Source organism: Helicobacter sp. MIT 11-5569 (genome assembly GCF_000765695.2).
Taxonomy (GTDB): domain Bacteria; phylum Campylobacterota; class Campylobacteria; order Campylobacterales; family Helicobacteraceae; genus Helicobacter_D.
In genome coordinates this window covers 105,763-130,944 of sequence record NZ_JRPB02000004.1, presented here as the reverse complement: position 1 = coordinate 130,944, position 25,182 = coordinate 105,763, and the positions used below count along the sequence as shown (strand labels likewise).

Below are 25,182 nucleotides of genomic sequence, written 5' to 3'. Positions count from 1 at the left end.
CAAGATAATGTGAGTGTAGCTAATAGCACGAATGATATTACACGCACAGTTAATCAGATTGCTGATGATATTCTAAGTGATGTGAATAAGAAGAGGTTTAAGTAAGGGGGAATCTTATTAAAATTAAGATTTATGGTTTTTGGGATATAATGATGCATGCCAAATGGAGAACCCCACAAGAGCAACGCCTGCTGTTATATGTATTGTTTTTGCAGTCTTGTTACGCAAAAACAATGCACTTCCTGCTGTTAGCAACAAACTCGCACTCATTCCTATCTTTGCAATTTCGCGCTTTGTTTCAATAGATACTTTTTTAGCTGGAATCTCTAAATCTTTTTCCATATTTTCTCCTATTTTTCTTGTTTTCTTTTATTGTATTTTTTATATTTTAAAAAAGCTTGCCTAGATATTTGCACAGCTAAAAACCCACTTCCAGCAGTTGCTAGAATTAATAAAAATGGCATTAACTATGCTCCTTTCTCACACGGATTCTTTGTAAAGCATTTAAAAGTAATCCAATTGTTGTGCCATTGTGCATAAATGCTGTTTGAATAGGGCTTAATTTCCCAAGAGTTGCCAAGATTAAAATCATAGAATTTACACCCACCGTAATCTTAAAGCCTCTTTGCACTTTTTTAAGGCAAGCAATTGCAAGCTCTCTAGCTTCTGCTACTGCCTCAATATCATCGCGCAACAGCACAACATCTGCACTTGCTTTTGCGATGTCTGCTCCTTTATGCATACCAATGCCAATATCTGCGCGAATTAACGCTGGTGCGTCATTGATTCCATCTCCCACAAATGCGACTTTTTTACCCTCTTGCATAATTTGTTCTAAAATTTCTGCTTTTTGTGTTGGCAATAATTCTGCATAGTAGCGATTAATACCTAAATCTTTGGCGATTCTATCTGCTTTTTGTTGGGTATCTCCTGTTAGCATAATAATTTCTTTAATGCCACTTTTTCGCAATCTCTCTAATGCAACTCTTGCATTCTCTCTCAAAGAATCTTTTAACAAAATCATACCCAAAAGCTCTTTATCATAGCCAATAAATAGGGGCATTTCTCCACTTTCTAAAATTTCTTCAATTTCTTTGTGTTGTGCTTTAAAACTAATTCCTTCATCATCTTCTAAGAAATGTCTTGAACCAATAACAACACTTTTACCATTAATCTCACTTTTAACCCCATGTGCAACAATAAAAGTAACTTCATCATGATGAAAATGTTTAAAATCTTTATCTTTTGCTGCTTTTACAACTGCTTGTGCCACAGGATGAAAATAATGCTCTTCAATGCTTGCTGCAAGATTTAATACTGCATCTTTATCCCAAATTTGATGAAAAGAATACACATCAAGAACTTCTAAATCTCCTTGTGTCAGTGTTCCTGTTTTATCAAAAATGAACACTTCACTAAGTTGTAAGGATTCTAAACTTTTTGCCCCCTTAATAATAATTCCCTCTTTTCCAGCACTTGAAATTGCAGATTTAAAAGTTACTGGTGTTGTAAGTTTTAATGCGCATGAATAATCAGCTTGCAAAACACTAGCACTTCGCATTAAATCACGTGTTAAAACATAAGAAAGTGTAGCAAGCCCTAGTGTAATAGGCACTAAAGAATCTGCCATTTTAGAAGCGTTAAGTTCTTGTGAAGATTTTTGCACTAAAGTTTCTTCAATGTAGTTTTTGATTCTAGCCATTGCTGTTTGTGTTCCCACAGACTCTGCCCATACTTTGATTTTTCCCTCTTGCACGATTGTGCCAGATAACACTCTATCGCTATACCCTTTTTGCACAGGAGTTGCTTCCCCTGTCATTGAAATTTGATTAACAAGTGCTTCTCCCTCAATAATATGTCCATCCACCAAAATCGTATCACCTGCACCAATAACAACAATATCACTAACCTTTAATGCCTCACTTGGAATCTGCTTTAAAATACTCTTTCCATTTTCTATACGTTCAACCCAAGCTAAACCGCTTTTTTGCTTTGCTAACTCCTTGATTAAATCATCACTTTTATACATTGTCATTTCTTCAATATATTCCCCAAGGGCTAGCATAAAATTTGTAGAATTTGCTGTTTTAAAGTCTTGTAAATACAAAGAAATTGCAACTGCCATTGCCTCCAAAGAACGCGAATTAATTCCATGTGCAAAAGTTTCTTTTAATCCACTAAAAAGCAAAGGAGCAGACGCAACAAGAGAAAATCCTAATTGTGCTGTCGTATTATTTAAAAAAGGTGAAAGCAACAATGCACTCCCAGCTCTTGCTACTTCTGATGAGCTTGGAATCTCATCACGCAATGCCAAATAGCTCTCTTCTTGCTTAATTAAATCTGATTCTACTACAACACTATTAAGCACCCTATAAATATTCTGCTCTAGAATCTCTAAAGCTCCACTATAGTGCAAAATAATATTATTTAAAATTGCATTAACGCGCACATCACTTACATCTGGCATATCCTCTAAAGCCACGCGAAGTTGAATAGGATTTACTCTAAAACCGCTTTTGCAAGTGTATTTAAAACGTGCTCTCTTTGTTGTTGCATGAAGAAGGGTTAGTTGCATTCTTTGCCTTAAATTTTGTCAGCATCATTAATTTCAGCTTTAGCGTCTTCATAGCGTTCTTTTAATTCTTCAATACCACTTTCAAACAAACTGCTAATTTTTGCAAAACCTTTAAATATTGCCTTTTGTGCATTTTCATTTGTCAAAATAAAAGTTGCAGCAGCACCAATTAATGCCCCTTTTAGAAAATCTTGTTTAGAGTTATTAGAGTCTAACAAATTTCCCAAAAAATTTTGTGTGTTATTCTGCGTATTATTTTGTTTATCAATATAAGGATTATTTGGATTTGGTTGTGTCATTATTAGTCCTTTTTTGTCAATTTTGGTGTAATACAACAATTTTTATTAGCTAACATTTGAATTCCATATACGCTTGCTGTTCCAACAGCCACAAACGCGGTAGCTTCCACAATGCCTTGCGTTGTTGTTTTTGTATTACTTCCTAGTGCATTTGCCGCCGCAATTCCGCACGCTGTGATAATTCCACCCTCAATTGTTGCTTTTAGTGTATCTATAATTGCTTCTTGTTTGCTAATTGCATTATTTTTGTATTTAGCATAAGCATACGCTCCACTTAACATACATGCAATAAGCCCTCCACTAATTGCATGTCCCGTAATTGACCTTGGTGTGCCAGTATTTGCTATCATACATTCTCCTTTGTATTATTTTGTTTTCTTGGTTTTTTAACACTCCTCTTAGAGGTTTCTTTTTCTGCTTTACCGGTATTTTCTAAGCTTGTTTTTGCATAATTTAAAGCCTTAATAGAAATTTCTCTCCCCTTGTCTAACCCCTCACTTAACCCCTTTTGAATGTTCTTAGAGATATTCCCATTGTTTAATGTTTTTTTGATTTGTTCCCTTTTAGTAAATAAAAGTGTTGCTCCCGCACCAACTGCTAATCCTGCTATAAATGGTAATGCCATAATCTACTCCTTGTTTTGACTTAAAAGTTCATTAAAAATAATCACGCCAAATGCTCCTGCAATGACACCGCCGACCAAAGAATAATTCAATTTATTTAAAAAACCTTCTAGTTGGTCTTGACTAAGATTTCCCTGTTGTAACCTAGCCACCATTTCGCCTGTTTCCTCTAAAATTGCTTTGCCATTATTTAACATCTCCATAACATTTTCTGTATTTTTAGCCTGCTCTTGCATTATGACATTTTGCAACGCAGGAATATGATTATTAAAACTTGCTGCTTGCAAACGATAAAAGACATCAATAATTTCTGCATCTTGTTCATTTGCAATCAAATTGTTATAAAGTGCAATGTTTTCATTTTCTTGCATTAGTGCAGTTTGCAAAACTCCTTGCAAAGTATTTGGCAACACAATAGTATTTAAATAAGGATTATTTGGAATCTCTGCATTTAATCTTTGCAAATGGTAAGTAAGCGCATTAATATGTGCCGCTTCCGCATTTTGAAGATTTACAAAAATCCCTCCTAATGGACTTGCCAATGTATAAAAACTATATGCTTTATATTCATCATCTAATGCTAATACCAAGTTCTCTACACTCATACAATCTCCCTTAAGCTTTTATTGATAATTTCTGCGATTTCCTCTAGCGATTCTCCTTTGATACAATCTTCCCAAAGTTTAGGGTTTAATAAATCAGAATCATAATGAATCGTAAGTGAGCCAATTAATGGATTAAACCTAAGAGAAACGATTAGCGGAATCCTTTCTAATATCTCTAAAATCTCTTTTAGATTAAGCCTTTTTTCTTGTGTAATCGTTTTTAATTTTTGGCTTGCTCTTAGTCGGATTCTGCCTTTTGTATGATGAATAATAGAAAAATAATCCCTTAAAAATTGTAAATCATTAGATTTTATCTTTAAGTCTTTTAAGGTATTTATCAATTCTTTTTTATCATCTTGCATAAGAATCCAGTTAAAATAAATTTGGAGTGGATTTTAAAATAAAAGTTATAAAATTTTTCTTAATAAAAGAATAATGAGTTTTATATATAGGAAACATAACTCGTATTTATAGGAATTAAAAAACAAGAATAAAATTTTTTAAAATAAAAAATAAGAATCAAAAAGAAAACTAATCTTGCATATTAAAATTAAAAATTGTAGGTTCTTGATTTTTGGAATCTATATTCTCTCCTAAATAAAACTCTGCTTTTAAGCTATCAATATCTACGAGCCAATAAAATGCAGCTGCATCCTTAATAGCAAGTTTTACATTGGCAATTTGATAGCCTTGTTGCTCCTCTACAGATTCTACAACACCAACAAGGATTCCGGGATAAAAAATCTCATCAAAGCCATTTGTAATGACCTGTTCTCCTATCTCAACTTTTGAATACAAAGGAATATAATCCACCACAAAGCCTCTGCTTAAATCATATTTGGCAACACCCGGAACTTTTTTATCTCCAATAGCTACACTATAACTACATTTTTCATCACCATTTAAATAACCAAGCAAACGATTACTTTGCATAATAGCAATTCCTGCAACTTTATTGTCATAAATCAAACCAAAAATTGCGTTTTCCCTTTTCTTTAAATCCGACCTTTTTTCTAGCCAAATCTTTGTGTAATTATTCATTTCTACATAAGAAATTGTTCGAGAAAGTGTAATTTGCATTGGACTAGGTTTAGATTCTAATGCTTCCATTAAAGCATCATATTCGCTTTTAAGTGCATTATACGCATACTGTAGCTTATCTTTATCTTCTAGGGAGTTTGTTAATTCTTTGATTTGTCGCGCTTGATCAAAATGACGCGTTATTGTATTTGAGAAATTTTCATTTAGGTTTAAGATTCCAACTTTTATCGCATCACTCACATATAAAATCTTTGCTTGAAATCCTTTGGACACTTGCATTGAGAGGAAAAATACAATTGCTAAGAATAATATCCAAAGAAACAATTTTCTCATCTACTTCCTTAAATCATTCATATGTAAGTTGTTGCAAAACATCAATTTCTTCTAATGCTTTCCCAGTTCCTTTTGCTACACACAAAAGAGGTTCATCACCTACATATACAGGAAGTTTTACTAAATCTGATAAATATTTATCAAGACCACGGATTAATGCACCTCCACCTGTTAGAACGATTCCATTTTCCACAATATCCCCTGCTAAATCTGGTGGCATTTGCTCTAGCACATCTTTTAGCGCATTAGAAATCTCTTTTAAAGTTTCCTTCATTGCTTCTCTTACATCCTCACTTGTTAGCTCAATAGAATTTAGCAAACCACTGACTTGGTCGCGACCTTTAACTTGCATTGAAAGCGGCTCATCAAGGCTAACTGCTGAACCAATTTGGATTTTAATCTCTTCTCCTGTGCGCTCACCAATTAATAAGCTATATTTACGGCGAACATAATCCACAACTGCCAAATCAAGCTTATCTCCAGCAGTGCGCAAGGATTTTGAAATTACAAGCCCACCAAGTGAGATAACGCCAATCTCTGTTGTTCCCCCTCCAATATCTACAACCAAACTTCCCTTAGGTTCTTTGACCGGCAAGCCTGCACCAATCGCCGCTGCCATAGGCTCTTCAATCAAAAAGACTTCTCTAGCTCCAGCACTAATTGCAGATTCTCTAACCGCTTTGCGCTCAACACCTGTTAATCCATAAGGCACGCACACGATAATTCTAGGGCGCATTAATGCTTTTCTGCGGTGTGCTTTTTCAATAAAATGCCGAATCATTTTTTCTGTCATATCAAAATCCGCAATCACCCCATCTTTCATAGGACGCACTGCCATAATACTTCCGGGAGTTTTGCCTACCATTTCCTTTGCTTCATGCCCTACAGCTAAAACCTTATTCTTTCCATAACGGTCATTTTGCACAGCCACCACTGAAGGTTCATTAATAATTACCCCTTGCCCTTTTACTAAAACAATGGTATTTGCTGTCCCAAGGTCAATCGAAATATCGTGTGAAAACCAACCAATTACTTTATCTACTAGCATATTTTCTCTCTTTCTTTAAAATGGATTAAGCACTTTTCTTGCTTGTTTTTTTCTGTTTTACCAACATTGGCTTTGATTCTTTTAGCACAGCTTCTTTTGTGATGATTACCTCATAACCTTTAAGCTCTGGTAAATCATACATTACATCTAACATCACATCTTCCATAATTGCACGCAACCCCCTAGCACCTGTCTTGCGTGAAATTGCAAGATTAGCAATCTCTTCTAATGCTTCTGCTTTAAAAGTAAGTTGCACTCCATCAAGCGCAAAAAGTTTTTTATACTGCTTTGTAAGTGCATTTTTTGGTTTTTGTAAAATCTCAACCATTGCTTCTTTTGTGATTTCTTCTAATGTTGCAAACATATGCAAACGTCCAATAAGCTCTGGAATTAGCCCATAACTCACTAAATCATCAGGCTCTACCAAACCTAAAAGGTAATCTGTTTCTGCTTTTTTACCTTTTTTATGGTGAAATCCTAATGTATTTCCACCAAGACGACGCGTGATAATATCCTTTAAGCCATCAAAAGCACCTCCGCAAATAAACAAAATATCCTTTGTATCAATTTGGATAAAATCTTGATTTGGGTGCTTCCTGCCACCTTTTGGCGGCACATTAACCACACTACCTTCGATAATTTTTAACAATGCTTGCTGCACGCCTTCTCCGGAGACATCACGCGTGATAGAACGATTCTCTGAAAGTCTTGAAATCTTATCAATTTCATCGATAAAAACAATTCCCTTTTGTGCTTTTTCCACATCTCCATTTGCTTCTTGTAAAAGCCTTGTTAAAATATTCTCTACATCTTCACCAACATAACCTGCTTCTGTTAGACTTGTCGCATCACAAATTGCAATAGGAATATTCAAAAATTTAGCCAGAGTTTGCGCCATAAGTGTTTTACCACTACCTGTTGGACCAATTAGTAAAATATTTGATTTCGCAATCTCTGTATCATCTTCTCCAATATCACCTTGTAAAACACGCTTATAGTGGTTATACACTGCTACGCTAAAAACCTTCTTTGCCTTTTCTTGCCCTATTACATACGCATCAAGCACTTCTTTTAACTCTTTTGGTGGAACAATTTTTAAAACATCATCTTCATTATTCTGTCCCTTCTCTCCATTCTCTTCTGTTTTGCCATATTCCACGCCAAAGAGTAAATTATAAGAAGCAATGATACAATTCTTGCAAATGCAAGTATCATTTCCAGAAATTAAAGGATTCTTATTAGATTCCCTACTTTTACAAAAATCACAAATTCTTTCACTCATAATTTTTCCTTACAAAAGGGATTCCACGTGTAGAATCAATTACAAATTGACACATTTTAACCACATTTTCATCTTTTGGATTTTCATCTAAAATTTCTTTGGCAATCTCTTTAATCGGAGCATTGCCAGAAAATAAGCGTTTATAAACATTATGGATTTTATCCACTTGATGATGCTCAAAATTTTTGCGCAATCGGTGTAAATTTAACCCACGAATTACAGCACGATTCCCCTCTGCCATACAAAAAGGTGGAATATCTTGTGAAAGTGCGCTAGCCCCTGCAATCATCGCATAATCTCCAACCTTTACAAATTGATGAATGGGTGTTAATCCACCAACATTAATATAATTCCCAAGCACAATATGCCCCCCTAGAGTTGCTCCATTTGCCAAAATACAAGAATCTCCTATAATGCAATCATGCGCAATATGCACATATGCCATCAATAAGTTCTTATTTCCAATAACTGTTTTGCTGCCCCCTCCTTCTGTGCCGGGATTTATCATTGTAAATTCTCTAATTTTATTATAGTCTCCAAAAACTAGAGAATTTGGCTCACCATCATATTTTAAATCTTGCGGTTTTGTTCCAAGCACAGCATTTGGAAAAACCTCATTTCCTTTGCCTAAAGTTGTATTCCCAAGAATCGTTACGTGATTATACAACTTGCAATTATCACCGATTTTTACATTCTTGCCAATAATACTATAATGTCCAATTTCTACATTTTCACCAATGCACGCACCTTCTTCAACAATAGCAGTTTTGGCAATCTTTGCTGATTTTGCAATACTCACTTTTATGCCTTTTTTTCTATGTTATCTGCAACCATTGCTTTAAGTTCTGCTTCTGCAACAAGCTTATCATCAACAAAAGCATAACCTTGCAGAACCCAGATTCCGCCCTTTTGCTTAATCACTTCTAGTTTATAAGCTAATTTATCTCCGGGAGTTACAGGATTCCTAAATTTTGCTTTATCAATACTCATAAAATACACAATTTTATCGCCATTATTACACACTTCTTCACCAAACATACTCACGAATGCCAAAACTCCGCCTGTTTGCGCCATTCCCTCAATAATATACACGCCCGGATAAATGGGTTGTGATGGAAAATGCCCATTAAAAGTATCTTCATTGATTGTTATATTTTTATAGCCTTCAATGCGTTCATTAGGTATAATTTCTGTAATTCTATCCACTAATAACATCGGATAGCGGTGCGGTAAAATACTACGAATCTTTTGCACATCAAAAATCATTCAAATTCCTTATCTTTAATGTAAATCATAATGCCATCTTGCCCGGATTTAAAATGTTGTTAGGGTCAAAGGCTTGTTTGATTGCACGAAATAACTGCATCTCCTCTTGTGAAAATGCTAACCCCATAAAAGGTGCTTTAGAAAGCCCGATTCCATGTTCCCCACTTAGCGTTCCACCAAGCTCTACTGTGATTTTAAAAATCTCTTCAATCGCCTTGTGTCCCTTCTCTAACTCTTCTTCCTTGCTACCATCTACCATTACATTTGTATGCACATTTCCATCGCCTGTATGCCCAAAACATGGAATCACGACACCATATTTTTGTGAAACTTCTGCGATTCTCTCTAACAATTCTGGGAGTTTTGAGCGTGGAACTGTAATATCTTCATTAAGCTTCTTACTGCCATAAATCGTAATACTTGGGCTTGCGTTTTTGCGCGCAAACCATAAATCCGCAGCTTCTTGTTCATTATTGGCTTTCACAAATCTATTTGCCCCATTTTCAAGGAACTTTTCTTCTATTTTATTAATTTGATAGGTAATCTCTTCAGGTAAATTTCCATCTACTTCAGTAATTAGAATCGCTCCAGCGTCTTTTGGCAAGCCTTTATTAAACTTCTCTTCTACAGCTCTAATACTAAGATTATCCAAAAACTCCATTGCCACAGGAGAGATTCCACTTGCCATTGTCTTATAAACCGCATTCATTGCTGATTGTATGCTTGGAAAAACACCCATAGCACTTTGTTGGTATTTTGGTTTGCTTAGAAGCTTTAATGTAATCTCTGTAATGACTCCCAATGTTCCCTCACTCGCAATCAAGATTCCAGCAATGTTATATCCTGCAACATCTTTAATCGTCTTTTTACCTGCACGAATCACATCGCCATTTGGCAACACAGCACGCAAAGCCATAACAAAATCTTTTGTGATTCCATATTTTGCAGCACGCATACCACCAGCATTTTCACTCACATTTCCGCCAAGTGTAGAGTAATGTTCGCTTGCAGGGTCAGGCGGATAAAATAACCCTACTGCTTCCACTGCTTTTTGAAGCTGCATATTTACGACACCAGGCTGAACACGCGCAACCATATTTTCCATATCAATCTCTAAAATCTGATTCATATGTTTTTCTAATGCCAAAATCACTCCACCATGTGCTGCAAGCGAACCACCCGTAAATCCACTTCCTGCACCGCGTGGAATCACAGGGATTAAATGAGAATTACAATATTTTAAAATTGCACTTACTTCTTCTTCATTATGTGGAAAAACAACGCATTCTGGATATTTTCTCTCTTTTGTCGCATCATAACAATACGCACTTAAATGTGCCTTATCATTGAAGCATTCTCCCTTACCTACAATAGCTTCAAGATCTTTGATATTTTTATCCGTCATCTTGCGCCCTTAGAAAATATTTTTAATTTGATTGGAAAAATATTTTGTTACACGCCCGAAAAATGTTGCATCTTCATCACTAATTTCACCTTTTAAAAGCGCATCAAAATACAAATAATAATCACGCGTTGTTATATCGTTAATAAGATAAGAAAACCACTCTTGATTATCACTCCCAATGCGTGAGAAAAAAGGTAACATTCTATCATCAACTGGAGCGCGTCCGGTAATATAATCCTTTTTTATTGGTCTAAAAGTTTGACAATCCAATGCTTGCCCTTCATTAAGATTTACCAAATACACAATCCCCGCAGCATACTGCGTGCAAACCTTGCGAAAATCCCCTTTAACAGGTGATGTATGCCCAACATCCATTAAATATGCTGCTAATAAATCTGGGTGCAACCAAGTAACATCTGGATATGCTGCTTTAATTTTTTCATAAATTTCTTGTGAAGGAGCGACCAAAAATGCTCTATCATTAAAGGATCTAAAAATCACTTCATCATTTTTCTTTGGAAATAAAATTGGTGCAGGAAAAGCACCTTGTTCTAAACCTTCAAAAGGTTCAAATGCTATTTTTGCACGTTCATCTTTGATTTCTATAACAGCAGCTTTTGCTACAATCGTGGAATGATCTTGTGTAAACCAACGCACAATTTCACCGCTTTCCCCTACTTTTAAATCAAATGCCGGAACATACGCATAATGTTTAGAATCCTCATCTAATTCCACAATAGGGACAATAAGTTTGTTTCCAAAAGGAGAAGCGTGTGTCAAAGTGCTAAAAAGGACGACAAACAGGACGTATTTAAGGGAATTTAATATTTTCATAAGCAAACCTTAATCGCTACAGCAAAATTGTGCAAAATTCTAGACATAAATGTGAGATTGTAATCTATATTTGCTTAAAGCGTGGCAATATTCTATACAATTTTATGTTTTTTTACAAAATTTTATGCTTTATAAACATTAACAAGCCTATTAAAACAAAAAATTGGAATCCTTTTTGCTTAAGAGCTAATGTTTTATATTTTGTAAAAAGGTTTTATCCGCCATGCTTATTAATCATAACTTCAATACACCGGGTTTAAATGAAATTTTTAATGAGGCAAACCGACTATTAGGCAATGAAACACAAACGGCACAATCTCTTACAAATACACAGCGCATTAACAAAATCAACACGCAAAATGAGGAACAAAACTCTGAAATTTTAGAAAAAAATCGTGTAACTTATGGGCTTGTAAGCCTTGAAATTATGAGTGATGAACAATATAAGGCTTTTGAACGTGTTACTGCTAATATGTCCCATAATGAAAAAATTGCTGTCGCTCAAATCTTAACACGTGCTGGAAATCTAAGTGCTAGCGTAGAGCACATTAGAGAGCAAGAACAAGCAGTTGCCGACCAAAATACAAAAAGCGCGCAAGGAAATACACAAGGTTTTTTAGGCGTTACACAAGATGGGTGGAAAGAAGTCGCCAAAGAGTTTCAAGATAATCTCAATAATCTTAATGGAATCTATACAAAAAGCTACAAAAAAAACTTAACAAGCAACTATAATGATATTTTACGCAAAAATACTGAAGCAAAAACACAACGAATCTTACGAGAATTTAGCCATGCAATTTATAGCGGTAACGCACAAATTGATATGATTGGTTAGATTTTTATCATTTTTTAAAGAAAAGCACACTACAATTCGCTTTCCATGTTTTTTGTGTGCCAAGGTAGCTCAGCTGGTTTAGAGCGCTGGTCTCATAAGCCGGAGGTCGGGGGTTCGAGTCCCCCCTTTGGTACCATTTCTTTAAATACGCGCTCATAGCTCAGCTGGATAGAGCAACGGCCTTCTAAGCCGTAGGTCAGAGGTTCGAGTCCTCTTGGGCGTACCACCCCTCCCATTTACTTTTATTTATAAATCAATAGAAACAAAACTAACAAAAGAAATAATCAAAATTGCAAAACCGCCAAAGGCGGAATCGCATTAATGTGCTACTGCCTCACTAATCCCCACGCCACTTTGTGCGCGGAAATCTTGTGCTGCAAACCCTGCTTTATCAATTTTAGCGCGCTCACTATTATCTAGCTTTGAGATAAGATAAATTAACACAAAGGTTAATGGCATAGAAAAAAGTGCTGGGTGGTCATAAGGAAAAATTGCCGTATCAAATCCAAAGCTTTTCACCCAAATACTAGGGCTTAAAAGCACCATTGTAACAACAGCAATAAGTCCGATTAATCCACCCCAAAATGCACCTTTTGTTGTAAGATTCTTCCAATAAATGCTTAAAAGTAGAATCGGAAAATTTACGCTTGCAGCAATAGCAAAAGCAAGTCCAACCGTGAAAGCAACATTTTGTTTTTCAAATATAATTCCTAAAATAATTGCAAAAATTCCAATTCCGATTGTTGAAATTTTCGTTACTTTCATTTCAAGATTCGCATCACATTTACCATCTTTGCAAACATTGACAAATAAATCATGAGAAATTGCACCAGCTCCAGAAATTGCAAGCCCAGCAACAACTGCTAAAATTGTCGCAAACGCAACTGCGGAAATAAAGCCTAAGAAATAATCTCCACCAATAGCTTGAGCAAGTGTAATTGCCACCATATTAGTAATGCCATTAAAACTACCATCTTCATTTGTAAATTCTGGATTTCCAAGCAATAAAGCGATTGCGCCAAAACCAATAACAAAAGTTAAAATATAAAAATATCCCATCAAACCTGTCGCATAAAATACAGACTTTCTAGCTTCTTTTGCATCTTTAACAGTAAAGAAACGCATTAAAATATGTGGCAATCCTGCTGTTCCAAACATTAATGCAAGCCCTAAGGATAAAGCAGAAATTGTATCAGGCAAAAATCCACCGGGAAGCATAATTGCTGCTCCATTTGGGTGATTTTCCACTGCTTTAGCAAAATAATAACTCAAATCAAACTTTGTTAAATACAAAATCATAATTGCCATAAAAGTTGCCCCACCAAGCAATAAAATCGCTTTGATAATTTGCACCCAAGTTGTCGCATGCATTCCACCAAAAACAACATAGCAAATCATCAAGATTCCAACAAGCACAACAGCAGCTGTATAAGGCAATCCAAACAAAAGCTGGATTAATTGTCCAGCACCAACCATTTGTGCAATCAAATAAAACACAATAACACTAAGTGCAGAAGTCGCTGAAATTATACGAATTGGCTTTGCATTTAAGCGATACGCGGTAATATCCGCAAAGGTAAATTTTCCAAGATTCCTAAATTTTTCAGCAATTAAAAACAAAATAATAGGCCAGCCTGCTAAAAATCCGATAGAATAAATCAAACCATCAAAACCATTTGTGAAAACAAGTGCTGTGATTCCAAGAAAACTTGCAGCACTCATAAAATCTCCAGCAATTGCTGTCCCATTTTGCATTCCTGTAATATTTCCGCCTGCTGTATAGAATCCACTTGCACTTTGACTTTTCTTGTTGGAATAATAAGTAATAAAAAGTGTGCCAAGCACAAAAATCAAAAACATTGTTACAGCAATAGGATTAAATGCGCTTTTTTCTACATTTTCTACATCAAATCCTGCTGCATTTACACTGCTTACACATAACAAAACACCAAAAAATGCCATTAAATAAATTTTAATAATTTTTACCATTTTTCAAATCCTCCAATGCTCCGCTTTGTTCTAAATCTTGCAAAATCTCTTCTTGTCTTCTATCAAAATATTGATTTGCAAAAAATGTATAGAGCCCTGTTGCTGTAATACACAAAGCAATCAAAAAGATTCCAACAATAATCCCTAATGTGATAGAACTAGGTCCTAAACGATAGCCTAAAACATCTGGAAATAATCCAATGCTAATCACAAAAGCATAATAACAGACCAACACAACCACAGACAACCAAATTGCTACTTTGTTTCTAAAGGAAACAAATTTTTTAAATTCTTGAATGGATTGTTGATAATCCAAAGGTTTTTTCATTATTTACTCCTTACAAATTGTAATTTTCTACTTAAATGTTACAAAAATTCTATAAATAAGTATATTAAATTATGAATTTGAAGTATAAAATAAATTATATATTGTATATTTTAGTAACATTAAAATATATAATTACATTTTGTAACATATACATTAAAAGAGTTAAAATTGATTGTATGGATTTAAATAGGGAAGCGTAAATGAACTTTTAGGTTTTTGGAACCAGCCAAAGAAAGACATCATTTTGAACTTGCGTGCTATGCAATACACTAAAATTTGCATTAAGCTGCATTGTGAGTTTGGAATCTTTTTTAAAACTAGGGTTTAAGATGACAAGCAATACATCAATGGAATCTTGCAGAGCGCAAAAAAGCCCAGCCCCACCTTCACAAAAGATAAAACCTTGCAGAGATTCCATTTCCTTTAGATGATGCAAAATCTTAACATTGCGATTTGGCACTTTAAAGAGTTGGGCTGTTTTTGGAAAATCTTTTTGTCGCGTTAGAATTGCAACATTGGGATTTTTATGCGCTAAGGTAGCAAAACGTGTATCAAGACGCGGATTATCTACACGCACGCTCTCCCCAGAAATTAACAAAAAATCTGCTTTTGTGCGATAATCGTGCATTAAACTCTGTGCTGTTTTTTCGCTAATCTGCCCACCATTAATGCTACCATCAAGCCTGCTTGCATATTTAAAAAGCATAAATCGCCCCTTCATTTGCAATACATTAAAAGGTATCAAAAGTGCTTTTGCCTTTGTGTAGATTTCTTTTAGAGATTCCACTTCCCACGCTTTAATCACAGCAATCCCAGCATTTTCTAGCTCCTGCGCTCCCCCTTTTGCATTTTTGCTACTATCTTGCGCAGCAATAACGATACATTTTGGCTTTAACTCTCTAAGCAGAGCTGCGCAAGATAGGGTTTTGCCATTTTTTCTACTGCCACAAGGCTCTAAGGTTACATAAAGAGTAATCTCTTTAAAATAAGGAATCGCATTTTCTAAAAGATAAGTATGGATTGCGCAAGAATCTTCTAAAGATAAAATTGCATTATCCCCACTTAAAATTGCATAGGCTTTTTGCAAAGCAAGCACTTCAGCGTGAGGTTTGCCGCATTCTTTATGTGCTTCAAGGCTTAAAATCGCTCCATTTTTATCAAGCACAAGAGAAGCAACTGCGGGATTTGGGAGTGTTTTTAGCTGTTCTTTCCACGCACATTGCAAGCATAAGTCTAAATAAAAATGATGCGCTAGCATTTTTTACCACTCAAAATAAGTTTGTGCCTTTTTAATCACATTAAATGGAATCTTTGCACCATTTTCTAAAATCAGCATATCTTCCCCAACACTTACTAACTTGCCTTTAAATTCTTTCTTGCCATCAATTTCTTGGAGAGTTTTAATCTTTACAAGCTCATTTACTGCACCTTGATAATGGGAAGATGTTTTTAATACGCGTTCAACTCCCGGAGAGCTTACTTCTAAAAAATATTTTTCAAAATTTGGCATCTCTACATCTAATAAAGGAGATAAAGCAAGGCTGACTTCTTGGCAATCTTCAAGATTGACTTTTTGAGAATCCATCAAATTTGCATTGCCTTGTTTTGTAATACAAACACGCAAAATTTGATTTTCATTTTCCTTTAGGCTTAAAATATCATACAATTCGAATCCCAAACTTTCTACTAAATTTTTAATCTTCTCTTCTAGGTTTGAAGAAAGTGTCATTTTAAGATTCCTTTTCTTTATTTTGACGTTCTTTTTGCAAAGTTTCAAAAATCTTATCAAGGCGATTTTCTTTCTCCAAACTTCCATCAAATAAAAATTTAAAATCTGGACAACGAAACCAACCTGTTTCCTCTAAACAAAATTCCTTAATCAAACTATGTGCTTTTTTTAATTGTTTTAAAATTTCTGCTTTTTCTTTATCTGTGGCAAAAGGCGCACTTAAAAATACTTCCGCAGAATATTTACCACGAGAACAACGCACATCGACAACATTTAGTGCATTTAAGCGCGTATCACTTAGATTTGCCAATGCACTAGGCAGAATCTCTTTTAACAAAGATTGCGTGCGCGCTAACTTGATTTCCTGCATCAAAGCGTCCTTTGTTTCTCCACTTCCCTATAAGTTTCAAACACATCACCTACTTGAATGTCGTTATAATCTTCCAACATAATTCCACACTCAAAGCCCTTAGCAACTTCTCTTACATCGTCTTTAAAACGTTTTAAAGAAATAATATTTCCATTGTGGATTACTACACCATTGCGGATTAAACGCACTTTTATTCCACGCTGAATCGTCCCTTCTGCAACAAAACATCCCGCAATTGTGCCAACTTTTGCAATACTAAAAATTTCTCTAACTTCAGCTTGTCCTGTATTTTCCTCTTCCATAACAGGTGATAAAAGCCCTCCTAGTAAGGCTTTAATATCATCTAGTAAAGAATAAATAATAGAATAAGTTTTAATCTCAACTCCTAATTCTTTCGCTTTATTCTTTACACTACCTGTTGGACGCACGTTAAAACCTAAAATCACACAATTTGTACTAGCTCCTGCTAAAGTTATATCACTTTCTGTAATTCCACCAATACCTTTATGGATAATATTGACTTTTACTTCTTCATTTTGAAGTTTCTCTAAGCTTCCGCGAATTGCCTCCAAGCTTCCTTGTGTGTCTGCTTTAATAATCACTGGAAGGCTTTTTAGTTGCCCAAGAGCAACCATTGAACTCAACTCGTCAAACGAAACTTTTGTAGAATGTGAAAGCTCTTTTTGGCGTAAATGCGCAGAACGTTTTTGTGCATAATCTCTAGCAATGGTATCATTTTCCACTGCTAAAAGGATAGAACCTGCTGGCGGCACTTCATTTAATCCCGTAATTACACCAACACCAGATGGTGCAATGCTAGCAATAGAACGTCCTAAATCATCGCTAATTGCCCTTACGCGACCAAAAGCCGTATCAGCAATGATGCTATCTCCAACTTTTAATGTTCCATTTTGAACGATTAATGTCGCTACTGGTCCCTTTCCTTTTTCTAAGCTACTTTCAATCACAACTGCGCGTGCAGGACGATTTGGATTTGCCTTTAAATCTAAGATTTCAGCTTGTAAGAGGATTGTCTCCAACAAATCATCAATCCCTTCACCTGTTTTTGCAGAAATATGCACAAATTCATATTCCCCCCCCCATTCTAGCGGAGTAAATCCAAGCTCTGCTGCTTCTGCTTTTAGCTTATCTGGGTTTGCATCTGGTTTGTCAATCTTATTTACAGCAATGATAATAGGTGCATTTGCTGCTTTTGCGTGATTTAATGCTTCAATAGTTTGGGGTTTTACACCATCATCAGCAGCGATAACAATAATTGCTACATCTGTAACAGAAGCTCCTCTAGCACGCATTTCACTAAATGCTTCGTGTCCTGGTGTATCAATAAATGTAATTTCTTTCCCGTTTTTACTAATCGTATAAGCTCCAATATGTTGCGTGATTCCTCCTGCTTCACCAGAAGCAATTTTTGTGTTTCTAATATAGTCTAACAAAGAAGTTTTTCCATGATCAACATGTCCCATAATCGTAACAACTGGGGCACGCACAACTAAGTGTTCTTCTCTATCTTCACCATTATGTAATTGCGTATAATCTAACTCATCAGCGGTATTTAATAATTCAATTTCTACACCAAACTCTTCAGCTAGAATTTCAATAGCATCTTTTTCTAAAAAATCATTTTTAGTAATCATCATTCCAAGGCTAAAAAGCACTTTAATCACTTCTCCTGTGGTTCTTCCGATTCTTTCTGCAAATTCATAAGCCCTAATTTCCTCTGGAATCTTAACTACACCACTTATAGCTTCTTGCACTTTTTGCACTTTAGGGGCTTTTTTGCGACTTGAACGTCTTGTGCTTCCTTGTTCCATAAAAGGATTATGACGTTGAACTTTAATGCGTTCGGTTGTCGCCTTACGCTCATTCTCCTCCTCGTCCATATCACGTTCATCTTGCACGCTTAAATCAAACAAAATGATTCCATCTTCCTCGTCTTCATCATCATGCATACTTTGGAACTCTCGATTATCCAACAAATCCATTTTCTGCTGCCCAAGATTCTTACTTGTTTGCAAGCCTGTTTTATCTTTTTTCTTTTTTTTATCTTTATGTTGTATATGATTCTCTTCTAAATTTCCAAGTAAATCCTGCAAAGTGCGTGGAGATTCTTTACGTTCTTCTTTTTGCTCTTCTTGTTTTTGACTTCCTGTATCTTTAAAATCACGCTTTTTAACAATACGCAATCCTGTGCGTTTAATTGCAAGATTATCTTGTATTCCATCACTTTTCTCTTTTAATATCTCACTTGAACTCTGATTTGCAGTATCTTGCACGTTTTCTTGCGTATTTTTAACATTTTCAAATTCTTTTATATCTTCTTGTGTAGAATCTTTAGACAAATCCGCCACAACTTGTGTTTTTGAGTCTTTAATAACCTCTTTCTTTGATGACTTTTTTGACTCTTTGGCTTCGTCTTTTATTTTACTTTTTGTGCTAGATTTCGCACTCTCTTTTGCATTTTTTTTACTTTCATCTTTTTTGGATTCTGTGTTTTTAGACTTTGTTGCCTTGCTTTTTGGCACACTTGCTTTTTGCGCGCCTTCATTTGGATTTATTCCTGATAAAATATAATTATATAAAACATCAGCCTGTGTGGCAGTAACAGTGCTTGAAGCAGTTTTAACTTCAAACCCTAACTCCTCTGCTTTTTGTAAGACTTCTTTACTTGTTTTACTTAATTCTTTGGCAATTTGACTAATACGGACTTTATCCATATAAAAAAATCTCCTTTAATGCGGATTTAATCATCTCTTTGTATTTTTTATCCAATCTACAAACTTTTATAATGTGTTCGCTTAATTTTGGCGCACTTTGACAATTTTGACAAACATAAAAACTTCTGCCAATTCCTTTAAAAGTTTGCAACTTAAAATCTTGATATTGCAAGCGCAACAAAGATTCTTGCGGAAATCTTCCTCTGCACACAATGCACATTCTAATCGGACTAGACATAAACTCTCATTATAGCAAACCAGAACTTAAATTCATCACCAAAATGCTCTTAGTCATCATTTTCAAGCGACACTCCAACATTGTCAAAATCTAAGCTCAAAACCCTAAGTTTTGAGAATTTTTGGCTAAGTGTATCAAATAAACGTTTTGCATCATCTCTATAACACAAGTTAAAAAAGCTTGAACCGCTTCCTGATAATGTGCTCATCAATGCACCATTTTGCAATGCAGCGCGCTGCACTTCAAAGAGTAAAGGAATCTGCTTCATTCTATAAAATTGGTGCATTCTATCTTGACTAGCTTCACGCAATAAATCAAAACGTTCTGTTATAAATGCACTTGAAAGCAAACTTGCGTGCGAGAGATTAAAGACTGCATCTTTTTGAAAATAACGTTTAGGGAGCGTTTGACGTGAAAGATGTGTAGAAGTTGATTGATTTGGAATCACAATCACTGCTGCAATACTTTTTGGCAAATCCTTATGGATAAAACGCACCTCTCTATCTCGATTTGCTAGCATACAAACATTAAATCCTCCCATACATGCTGGAGTAATATTATCCGGATGCGATTCATAATGTAAGGCAAGATTTAGAATTTTTTGCTTATCAAAGGGAACTTGCGCAGCCTTAAAAGCAGCAGAAATTGCTCCAATAATTACTGCTGAACTGCTCCCTAGACCCCTTGAAATTGGAATTGCATTATCAAATGTAAATTTAAAAGGAAGTGTTGAACCAATAAGTTTCTTTAATTGCTCATTAAAGATTCTTACAAAAACATTATCCGCACGCAATTTAGGATTCTTAGAACCCTCTCCATGAATTTGGATAGAAGTGATTTTAGAAGGTTTTAGGCTAATATGATTATATAAACCTAAAGCCAAACCTAAGCTATCAAAACCCGGTCCTAAGTTTGCACTTGTTGCAGGGACGCGAAACTCCATCTCTATTCCTTAGCCTAGATTTGCAAATTTTAGAGTAAATTCCACTTCACCTTTACCAATGCGCAATTCTTTGGCAATAGAATCCACACTCCAACCATCTTTAAACATTGCAATAATACGCCCTTCATCAATATTTGTAGGGTTTGTCGGTGTATAGGCAAATTCTTTGATTCTATCTTCAAGCGCAAAAATCTTATGTTCTAAATGCTCTAAATTTTCTAAATGAGTTTTATTCGCTTGCCATTGGGATTTTAGCGATTCCATATCATTGCGCAATGGCACTACTTGCGCACTTAAATTTGTATCAAGTAAATTTTTCATCTCCAAGCGCGTATCTTGATAAATTTGCGCCTTAATGCTGGCTTTAAAACGTTCTAACTCACTTTCTTGTTCTTTTATGCGTTTTTGCAGGCGATACACTTCTTTGTTTAGTTCTTCAATAGATTTCTCATAACGCCTTGTTCGCTTATTATTTTCACTTTCTTTAAGGTATAAATACACAATTAAAAGAATAAAAACAATAGCAATTCCAATTCCGCCCCAAAGCATTAGATTTATATCACTACCCATTTTCTGCCTTTTTGCTATTCTTAATAGAGCGGATTAACGCTCTCTCCTTGCTTGCAACATAGCTATCCCATTCTACCTCATCACGCCCATGAATACGTTCAATCCAAGCTAATCCAGAATGATAGATAAAATATGCAGGGACAATGCGCGTAGGAAAAGTTGGAATCTCTATTCTACCATAATAAAGTGTGTTTTCTAAAAGTTTGGAATCTAAAAGCGCAAAACAACTATGCCCAATCGTGCAAATACTCCCTTTATTTTCTAATGCAACATAATTTTTAGTTACCCCACTTATACGAGACTCTAACGATTCTATCTTTCTATAAATCTCTACGAGTAATTCTAAAATCACCACATTATCAGATTCTAAATTTCCTTTTTTGGCACGCGTTAAACGCAACCATTCGCCAATAGGGTCTTCATCGCTTTGTGTGAGTTTATTAAATTCTTGCGCAAAGGCTTCTGCATTATTATGCACAACTTCATATTCAATCTTTAAAATTGTTTCAATTAAACGACTTTTGGCAAATTCTTCCATTTAACCCCCGATAAAATTCATCACACAAAACCCTAAAAACACGATTCCTAAATAACCATTTACCGTGAAAAATGCGCGTGGGATATGGCGAAAATTTTTAGAAACCAAATATTGCTCAAAACACAAAGCGACAACTGCAACACACAGCCCAATCCACATCCACTCTCCAAGACCTGCTGTTTTAATAAATAAGCCCCAAAAAATAAGTGTTAGAATATGAAAAACACGCGAAATCCAAAGTGTTTTTTTCACACCAAAAACACTAGGAATAGAATACAAACCTTCCTTTTTATCGTGTTCTATGTCTTGTAAAGCATAGAGCAAATCAAATCCAGCTACCCAAAATAATACTCCAACACATAAATACACACTCCAAAGCGGAATCTCTCCACTTGCTGCTGCAACTCCCGCAATAGGTGCAAGCCCCAAAGAAAGCCCTAACACCAAATGCACCGAACTTGAAAATCTCTTCATCAAAGAATAGCTTGCAAGAATAATAAGAATCGGAAAAGAAAGATAAAAACACAAAGGATTAATAATATAACCCATTGCAATAAAAATTAACGCATTAATAATAATAAAAAATAGTATTGCTTGCGGAGAAATTCTCCCATCTACACTTGGACGATTCTTTGTGCGCGGATTTGTTTCATCAAATTTTCTATCGACATAGCGATTAAATGCCATTGCAAAATTCCTAGCACTTATGCTTGCAATAATCCCAAAAATAAGCAACTTAAAACCAAACCAACCTTGTGCTGCTGTAAGCATAGCAATAAAAATAAATGGCATAGAAAAAACACTATGCTCAAACATTACAAGTTCTCTAAAATCTTTAATTTTTTGCAAAAACTGCATAAAATTCCTTATTTCACACCCAAAGAGATAATTTTCTTAAAACCCTCACTCACAGATAAATCCGAGATTCTAACCTTATCTTTTGCGATTTTTAGCACAAAGCCTGAAGTTGGATTTGGTGTTGTTGGCACAAACACCCAAAATACATTTTCTTCTTCTTTTGTGATAAAACCAATAAGCTCCATATTCCCGACATCGACATACGCCACACCCAAATATCCCTCTTTATTCTTTCCTAAAAAGATATTTAAAACTTCTTTGATTCCAGAATAAACACTTTTGACAAAAGGGATTCTACCAATAACCACTTCTGTAATTTTGATGAACAATACTTCTTTATTTTTATCTACTAAATGCCCAACATAATAGAGCAAAACCACACTTAAAATAAAAATCAAAAGTGTGATAAAAAGATTTGCGTTTGTGATTCCAAAGATAGAATAAAAGATTTTCGCGCAAAACTCATAAACAAAAGAAAAAATCCAAAACAATAACAAAAAAGGCAGAATCGCAAAAAGCCCTTTACTAATCTTGGAAATTATGGTATCCACAAAAATTCCTTACTTGTAAAATTACACAAATTCTAGCTTAAAAACCCTAAAAATACAAATATAATCCATAGCAAAAATATGCAAGATTAATTCCCAAAAGCACTAAAAATACAATTTTGTATTTAAGAGCTACAAAAGTGAGGATATTACAAAGGATTAGCAAAAAGATTCCGGGATTTAGTGCAATAGTATGTGTCTTAATCCCCAACCACCAAAGCAAAGGTGCATCTAGGATTCCACCAAACCCAAATAAATGCGCTAAAAATATAAAAGGATAATAAAGGCTAAAAAGTGGTGTTAAAACTAAAGAATACAAAGATAAAGCAGAAAATGGGGGAAAGAAATAATACACAATAATTCCCATTAAGAAAAATGTAGAAGCATTAAGGGCGATTCCATATAATAGCTTCTTTATAACACCCTTTGGCAATGCAAAATATTTAAAAAAGAGAAAAATATAAAGCACACCAAGGCAAGAAAAATAAAAACCCACAGAAAATATAAGTTGCGGAAAAAGGGAGAGCAGAATCATAACACACCAAAACAGCATTTCAATACGCCAAATATCAATTCCCCTCCATAATGCAAAAAATACAACCGCACTCATTGTAACTGCGCGTAGATATGATGGAGATTGCGTAAGGATAAAATAATATGCTAAAAGCAACACAAGCACTAAAAAACCAACATCAAAAAAGAAATTCCTAAAAGGAAAAAATCTTGCTTGCAAGGGTTTATACAATAATCCTAAAATAAAAAATCCCATTGCGCTTAAAATCCCTGTATGAAAACCCGAAATTGCAAAAATATGCGCAATCCCATAGCTTTGCGCTAAATCTCTCCATTCCTTTGGTAGCCCATCTGCTAAAAAAATCGCAAGATAAAATTCCCCCATAATTTGCGTAGAATGTTGGGATAAAATCCTTTGGCGTAAATCCTTTTTAAAACTAGAATCCTGCAATAAGATAATACTAAAACTTGGAGCATAAAAACCTTTTAAAAATTCCCAAAAACTTATATTTTTAAACACCAAACGCAACAATACTTGTCTATGCTTAATATCACGCAAATCTTCATAACTTGTTGTATAAAAAACTCCAAAATCACTTTTTAACTTTAAAACAAAATAAGTTTTATTGTCTTTTTCTTTTGTATATTGCAGCAAAACTTCTGCTTGCACTTGCGGTGTTTGCTGCATTTTTAAACTATAAAATTGATAATACTTCCAACAAAGGGTAGAACAAAAAAGAATGATTAAAATGCTCAATAAAACAAAACGTTCTTTAAGGCTAAAAAATAGGGGGATTAATAAGGGTTGCATTGCGCTAAAGAATCGCGATAAGCGATTCTTATTGCATTAAAATTTACAAATAAAAACATCTACATGAGAATTTTGCAAAACATCTAACGCGAAAAAGCTGATTTTACCACTTGTTGGCAATGCAATTAAAGAAGCATTTTTAGATTCTGCGACACTCAATAACCTTGTATAAGATAAGATTCCGCTATCTAGCACAACTTCGCTTTTTCCCGGAAAATTCTTTAGGAGTTTTTTAGAAATTTCTTTTGCTTCATTTTCAGAATCTTTATTGAAATTTGAAATTTGGTCATCATCTGCACCATAATGCCCTAAACGTAACTCAAAAGGACGCGCAATCATATGATAGAAAATCAAATTTGTATTAGGGAAGAATTTGCGCGTTGCTTTTGCTGTTTTTAAAGAATGCTCTGAAAAATCTGTTGGAGAAAAAATATTAACATAATCTGGCAAAGATTCATTTTTAGTTACAAGCACAGGAATTTCAGACTTTCTTACAATCCTTTTTGCCACAGAACCTAGCAAAACTTCTGTTAAATGCTGTGTCTCTCCTGCTGCACCAATAACCAACAGCCGACATTCTCTATTTTTTATATGTTTATGAATCTCTTTATGGATTGTCCCAACATAACAAAACTGCGAAATCTCCACTTCTGGATTTGGAAAATTATCTGCAATAAACTTTGCTAAAGCTTCTTTTCCAGCTTTTTTATCCTTTTTAGGGTCGTGAAAAACGGAATATTCCACAATATGCACAATATCAAGCGAATATTTTAATTTTTTTACTAAATACATCGCCTTTGTTATGCTTGTTAAACTGCTTTTTGAAAAATCTGTTGCGACTACGATTCTATCTTTCATAACAAACC

At 34.9% G+C, this 25,182-nt stretch carries 29 protein-coding genes, 2 tRNA genes and 1 pseudogene; 4 read left to right on the top strand and 28 right to left on the bottom strand.

Going from position 1 to position 25,182, the window contains the following annotated elements:
- A pseudogene (locus LS70_RS10425) lies at positions 1 to 105 on the top strand (methyl-accepting chemotaxis protein); the annotation flags it as partial.
- An 18-nt stretch (positions 106 to 123) separates the two neighbouring features.
- Here the strand turns inward: LS70_RS10425 and LS70_RS05345 are convergent.
- The 14 genes from LS70_RS05345 to LS70_RS05280 all read right to left on the bottom strand — a co-directional run bounded on the left by LS70_RS05345 (position 124) and on the right by LS70_RS05280 (position 11,311).
- Complete coding sequence (locus tag LS70_RS05345; protein ID WP_034290705.1) at positions 124 to 342, bottom strand: hypothetical protein; 219 nt, start codon at positions 340 to 342, stop codon at positions 124 to 126.
- 121 nt (positions 343 to 463) lie between these two features.
- On the bottom strand, positions 464 to 2,575 hold the full coding sequence (locus LS70_RS05340; protein ID WP_034290708.1) for a heavy metal translocating P-type ATPase: 2,112 nt from the start codon (positions 2,573 to 2,575) through the stop codon (positions 464 to 466).
- A gap of 8 nt (positions 2,576 to 2,583) precedes the next feature.
- Entirely contained in the window at positions 2,584 to 2,874 is a 291-nt protein-coding gene (locus tag LS70_RS05335) for a hypothetical protein (RefSeq protein ID WP_034290712.1), read from the bottom strand.
- A gap of 2 nt (positions 2,875 to 2,876) precedes the next feature.
- Positions 2,877 to 3,224, bottom strand: coding sequence for a hypothetical protein (locus LS70_RS05330; RefSeq protein ID WP_034290715.1), 348 nt, complete (start codon positions 3,222 to 3,224; stop codon positions 2,877 to 2,879).
- Positions 3,221 to 3,499, bottom strand: a complete 279-nt coding sequence (locus tag LS70_RS05325) for a hypothetical protein (protein ID WP_034290718.1) — start codon at positions 3,497 to 3,499, stop codon at positions 3,221 to 3,223. Before LS70_RS05325 ends, LS70_RS05330 begins: the two co-directional genes overlap by 4 nt.
- Before the next feature lie 3 nt (positions 3,500 to 3,502).
- A complete protein-coding gene (locus LS70_RS05320) occupies positions 3,503 to 4,102 on the bottom strand; it encodes a hypothetical protein (protein WP_034290721.1) in 600 nt (199 codons plus the stop codon).
- On the bottom strand, positions 4,099 to 4,464 hold the full coding sequence (locus LS70_RS05315) for an HMA2 domain-containing protein (protein ID WP_034290723.1): 366 nt from the start codon (positions 4,462 to 4,464) through the stop codon (positions 4,099 to 4,101). The genes LS70_RS05320 and LS70_RS05315 overlap by 4 nt, the downstream gene beginning before the upstream one ends.
- 169 nt (positions 4,465 to 4,633) lie before the next feature.
- Positions 4,634 to 5,476, bottom strand: a complete 843-nt coding sequence (mreC, locus tag LS70_RS05310; protein ID WP_138109370.1) for a rod shape-determining protein MreC — start codon at positions 5,474 to 5,476, stop codon at positions 4,634 to 4,636.
- A 13-nt stretch (positions 5,477 to 5,489) separates the two neighbouring features.
- Positions 5,490 to 6,524: a rod shape-determining protein gene (locus tag LS70_RS05305; protein WP_034290726.1), complete on the bottom strand. Its 1,035-nt coding sequence runs from the start codon at positions 6,522 to 6,524 to the stop codon at positions 5,490 to 5,492.
- 25 nt (positions 6,525 to 6,549) lie between these two features.
- The gene (gene clpX / locus LS70_RS05300) at positions 6,550 to 7,806 is read right to left on the bottom strand and encodes an ATP-dependent Clp protease ATP-binding subunit ClpX (RefSeq protein WP_034290729.1); all 1,257 of its coding nucleotides are present in this window, start codon (positions 7,804 to 7,806) and stop codon (positions 6,550 to 6,552) included.
- Positions 7,799 to 8,605 carry an acyl-ACP--UDP-N-acetylglucosamine O-acyltransferase gene (gene lpxA / locus LS70_RS05295; RefSeq protein WP_034290732.1) on the bottom strand — a complete coding sequence of 269 codons (807 nt, stop codon included), beginning with the start codon at positions 8,603 to 8,605 and terminating at the stop codon, positions 7,799 to 7,801. The genes clpX and lpxA overlap by 8 nt, the downstream gene beginning before the upstream one ends.
- Positions 8,606 to 8,607: 2 nt before the next feature.
- Positions 8,608 to 9,072: a 3-hydroxyacyl-ACP dehydratase FabZ gene (fabZ, locus tag LS70_RS05290; RefSeq protein ID WP_034290735.1), complete on the bottom strand. Its 465-nt coding sequence runs from the start codon at positions 9,070 to 9,072 to the stop codon at positions 8,608 to 8,610.
- Positions 9,073 to 9,097: 25 nt separating this feature from the next.
- Complete coding sequence (glcD, locus tag LS70_RS05285; protein WP_034290738.1) at positions 9,098 to 10,477, bottom strand: glycolate oxidase subunit GlcD; 1,380 nt, start codon at positions 10,475 to 10,477, stop codon at positions 9,098 to 9,100.
- 9 nt (positions 10,478 to 10,486) lie between these two features.
- Entirely contained in the window at positions 10,487 to 11,311 is an 825-nt protein-coding gene (locus tag LS70_RS05280) for a plasminogen-binding N-terminal domain-containing protein (protein WP_034290741.1), read from the bottom strand.
- Between the two features lie 223 nt (positions 11,312 to 11,534).
- Between LS70_RS05280 and LS70_RS05275 the strand changes: the two genes are divergently transcribed.
- From LS70_RS05275 to LS70_RS05265, 3 genes are all read left to right on the top strand, one after another.
- Complete coding sequence (locus tag LS70_RS05275) at positions 11,535 to 12,146, top strand: hypothetical protein (protein WP_034290744.1); 612 nt, start codon at positions 11,535 to 11,537, stop codon at positions 12,144 to 12,146.
- Between the two features lie 58 nt (positions 12,147 to 12,204).
- Positions 12,205 to 12,282: transfer RNA gene (locus tag LS70_RS05270), tRNA-Met, on the top strand.
- A gap of 13 nt (positions 12,283 to 12,295) precedes the next feature.
- A tRNA-Arg gene (locus LS70_RS05265) sits at positions 12,296 to 12,372 on the top strand.
- 92 nt (positions 12,373 to 12,464) lie between these two features.
- Here LS70_RS05265 and LS70_RS05260 read toward each other — a convergent pair.
- The 14 genes from LS70_RS05260 to LS70_RS05195 all read right to left on the bottom strand — a co-directional run bounded on the left by LS70_RS05260 (position 12,465) and on the right by LS70_RS05195 (position 25,174).
- Positions 12,465 to 14,108, bottom strand: coding sequence for a cation acetate symporter (locus tag LS70_RS05260; protein ID WP_052083434.1), 1,644 nt, complete (start codon positions 14,106 to 14,108; stop codon positions 12,465 to 12,467).
- A 10-nt stretch (positions 14,109 to 14,118) separates the two neighbouring features.
- Positions 14,119 to 14,463, bottom strand: a complete 345-nt coding sequence (locus LS70_RS05255; RefSeq protein ID WP_034290750.1) for a DUF485 domain-containing protein — start codon at positions 14,461 to 14,463, stop codon at positions 14,119 to 14,121.
- A 208-nt stretch (positions 14,464 to 14,671) separates the two neighbouring features.
- Positions 14,672 to 15,721: a bifunctional diaminohydroxyphosphoribosylaminopyrimidine deaminase/5-amino-6-(5-phosphoribosylamino)uracil reductase RibD gene (locus LS70_RS05250; RefSeq protein WP_034290752.1), complete on the bottom strand. Its 1,050-nt coding sequence runs from the start codon at positions 15,719 to 15,721 to the stop codon at positions 14,672 to 14,674.
- Positions 15,722 to 15,724: 3 nt separating this feature from the next.
- Positions 15,725 to 16,192: a ribosome maturation factor RimP gene (gene rimP / locus LS70_RS05245; RefSeq protein WP_034290755.1), complete on the bottom strand. Its 468-nt coding sequence runs from the start codon at positions 16,190 to 16,192 to the stop codon at positions 15,725 to 15,727.
- A 1-nt stretch (position 16,193) separates the two neighbouring features.
- The gene (gene rbfA, locus LS70_RS05240; protein ID WP_034290758.1) at positions 16,194 to 16,562 is read right to left on the bottom strand and encodes a 30S ribosome-binding factor RbfA; all 369 of its coding nucleotides are present in this window, start codon (positions 16,560 to 16,562) and stop codon (positions 16,194 to 16,196) included.
- Positions 16,562 to 19,297: a translation initiation factor IF-2 gene (gene infB, locus LS70_RS05235; RefSeq protein ID WP_034290761.1), complete on the bottom strand. Its 2,736-nt coding sequence runs from the start codon at positions 19,295 to 19,297 to the stop codon at positions 16,562 to 16,564. The genes rbfA and infB overlap by 1 nt, the downstream gene beginning before the upstream one ends.
- The gene (locus tag LS70_RS05230; RefSeq protein WP_034290764.1) at positions 19,290 to 19,535 is read right to left on the bottom strand and encodes a DUF448 domain-containing protein; all 246 of its coding nucleotides are present in this window, start codon (positions 19,533 to 19,535) and stop codon (positions 19,290 to 19,292) included. The genes infB and LS70_RS05230 overlap by 8 nt, the downstream gene beginning before the upstream one ends.
- A gap of 49 nt (positions 19,536 to 19,584) precedes the next feature.
- Positions 19,585 to 20,478 (bottom strand): homoserine kinase, encoded by an 894-nt coding sequence (gene thrB / locus LS70_RS05225; RefSeq protein WP_034290767.1) that lies wholly within the window; start codon positions 20,476 to 20,478, stop codon positions 19,585 to 19,587.
- Positions 20,479 to 20,487: 9 nt separating this feature from the next.
- Complete coding sequence (locus tag LS70_RS05220; protein WP_052083431.1) at positions 20,488 to 21,048, bottom strand: DUF6115 domain-containing protein; 561 nt, start codon at positions 21,046 to 21,048, stop codon at positions 20,488 to 20,490.
- Positions 21,041 to 21,586 (bottom strand): hypothetical protein, encoded by a 546-nt coding sequence (locus LS70_RS05215; RefSeq protein ID WP_034290770.1) that lies wholly within the window; start codon positions 21,584 to 21,586, stop codon positions 21,041 to 21,043. Before LS70_RS05215 ends, LS70_RS05220 begins: the two co-directional genes overlap by 8 nt.
- Positions 21,587 to 22,444 (bottom strand): menaquinone biosynthesis prenyltransferase MqnP, encoded by an 858-nt coding sequence (mqnP, locus tag LS70_RS05210; RefSeq protein ID WP_034290773.1) that lies wholly within the window; start codon positions 22,442 to 22,444, stop codon positions 21,587 to 21,589.
- Positions 22,445 to 22,452: 8 nt separating this feature from the next.
- Positions 22,453 to 22,995, bottom strand: a complete 543-nt coding sequence (locus LS70_RS05205) for a DUF502 domain-containing protein (RefSeq protein WP_034290776.1) — start codon at positions 22,993 to 22,995, stop codon at positions 22,453 to 22,455.
- 46 nt (positions 22,996 to 23,041) lie between these two features.
- On the bottom strand, positions 23,042 to 24,193 hold the full coding sequence (locus LS70_RS05200) for a ComEC/Rec2 family competence protein (RefSeq protein WP_236096442.1): 1,152 nt from the start codon (positions 24,191 to 24,193) through the stop codon (positions 23,042 to 23,044).
- 159 nt (positions 24,194 to 24,352) lie between these two features.
- Positions 24,353 to 25,174 carry a universal stress protein gene (locus LS70_RS05195; protein WP_034290782.1) on the bottom strand — a complete coding sequence of 274 codons (822 nt, stop codon included), beginning with the start codon at positions 25,172 to 25,174 and terminating at the stop codon, positions 24,353 to 24,355.
- Positions 25,175 to 25,182: the final 8 nt, after the last annotated feature.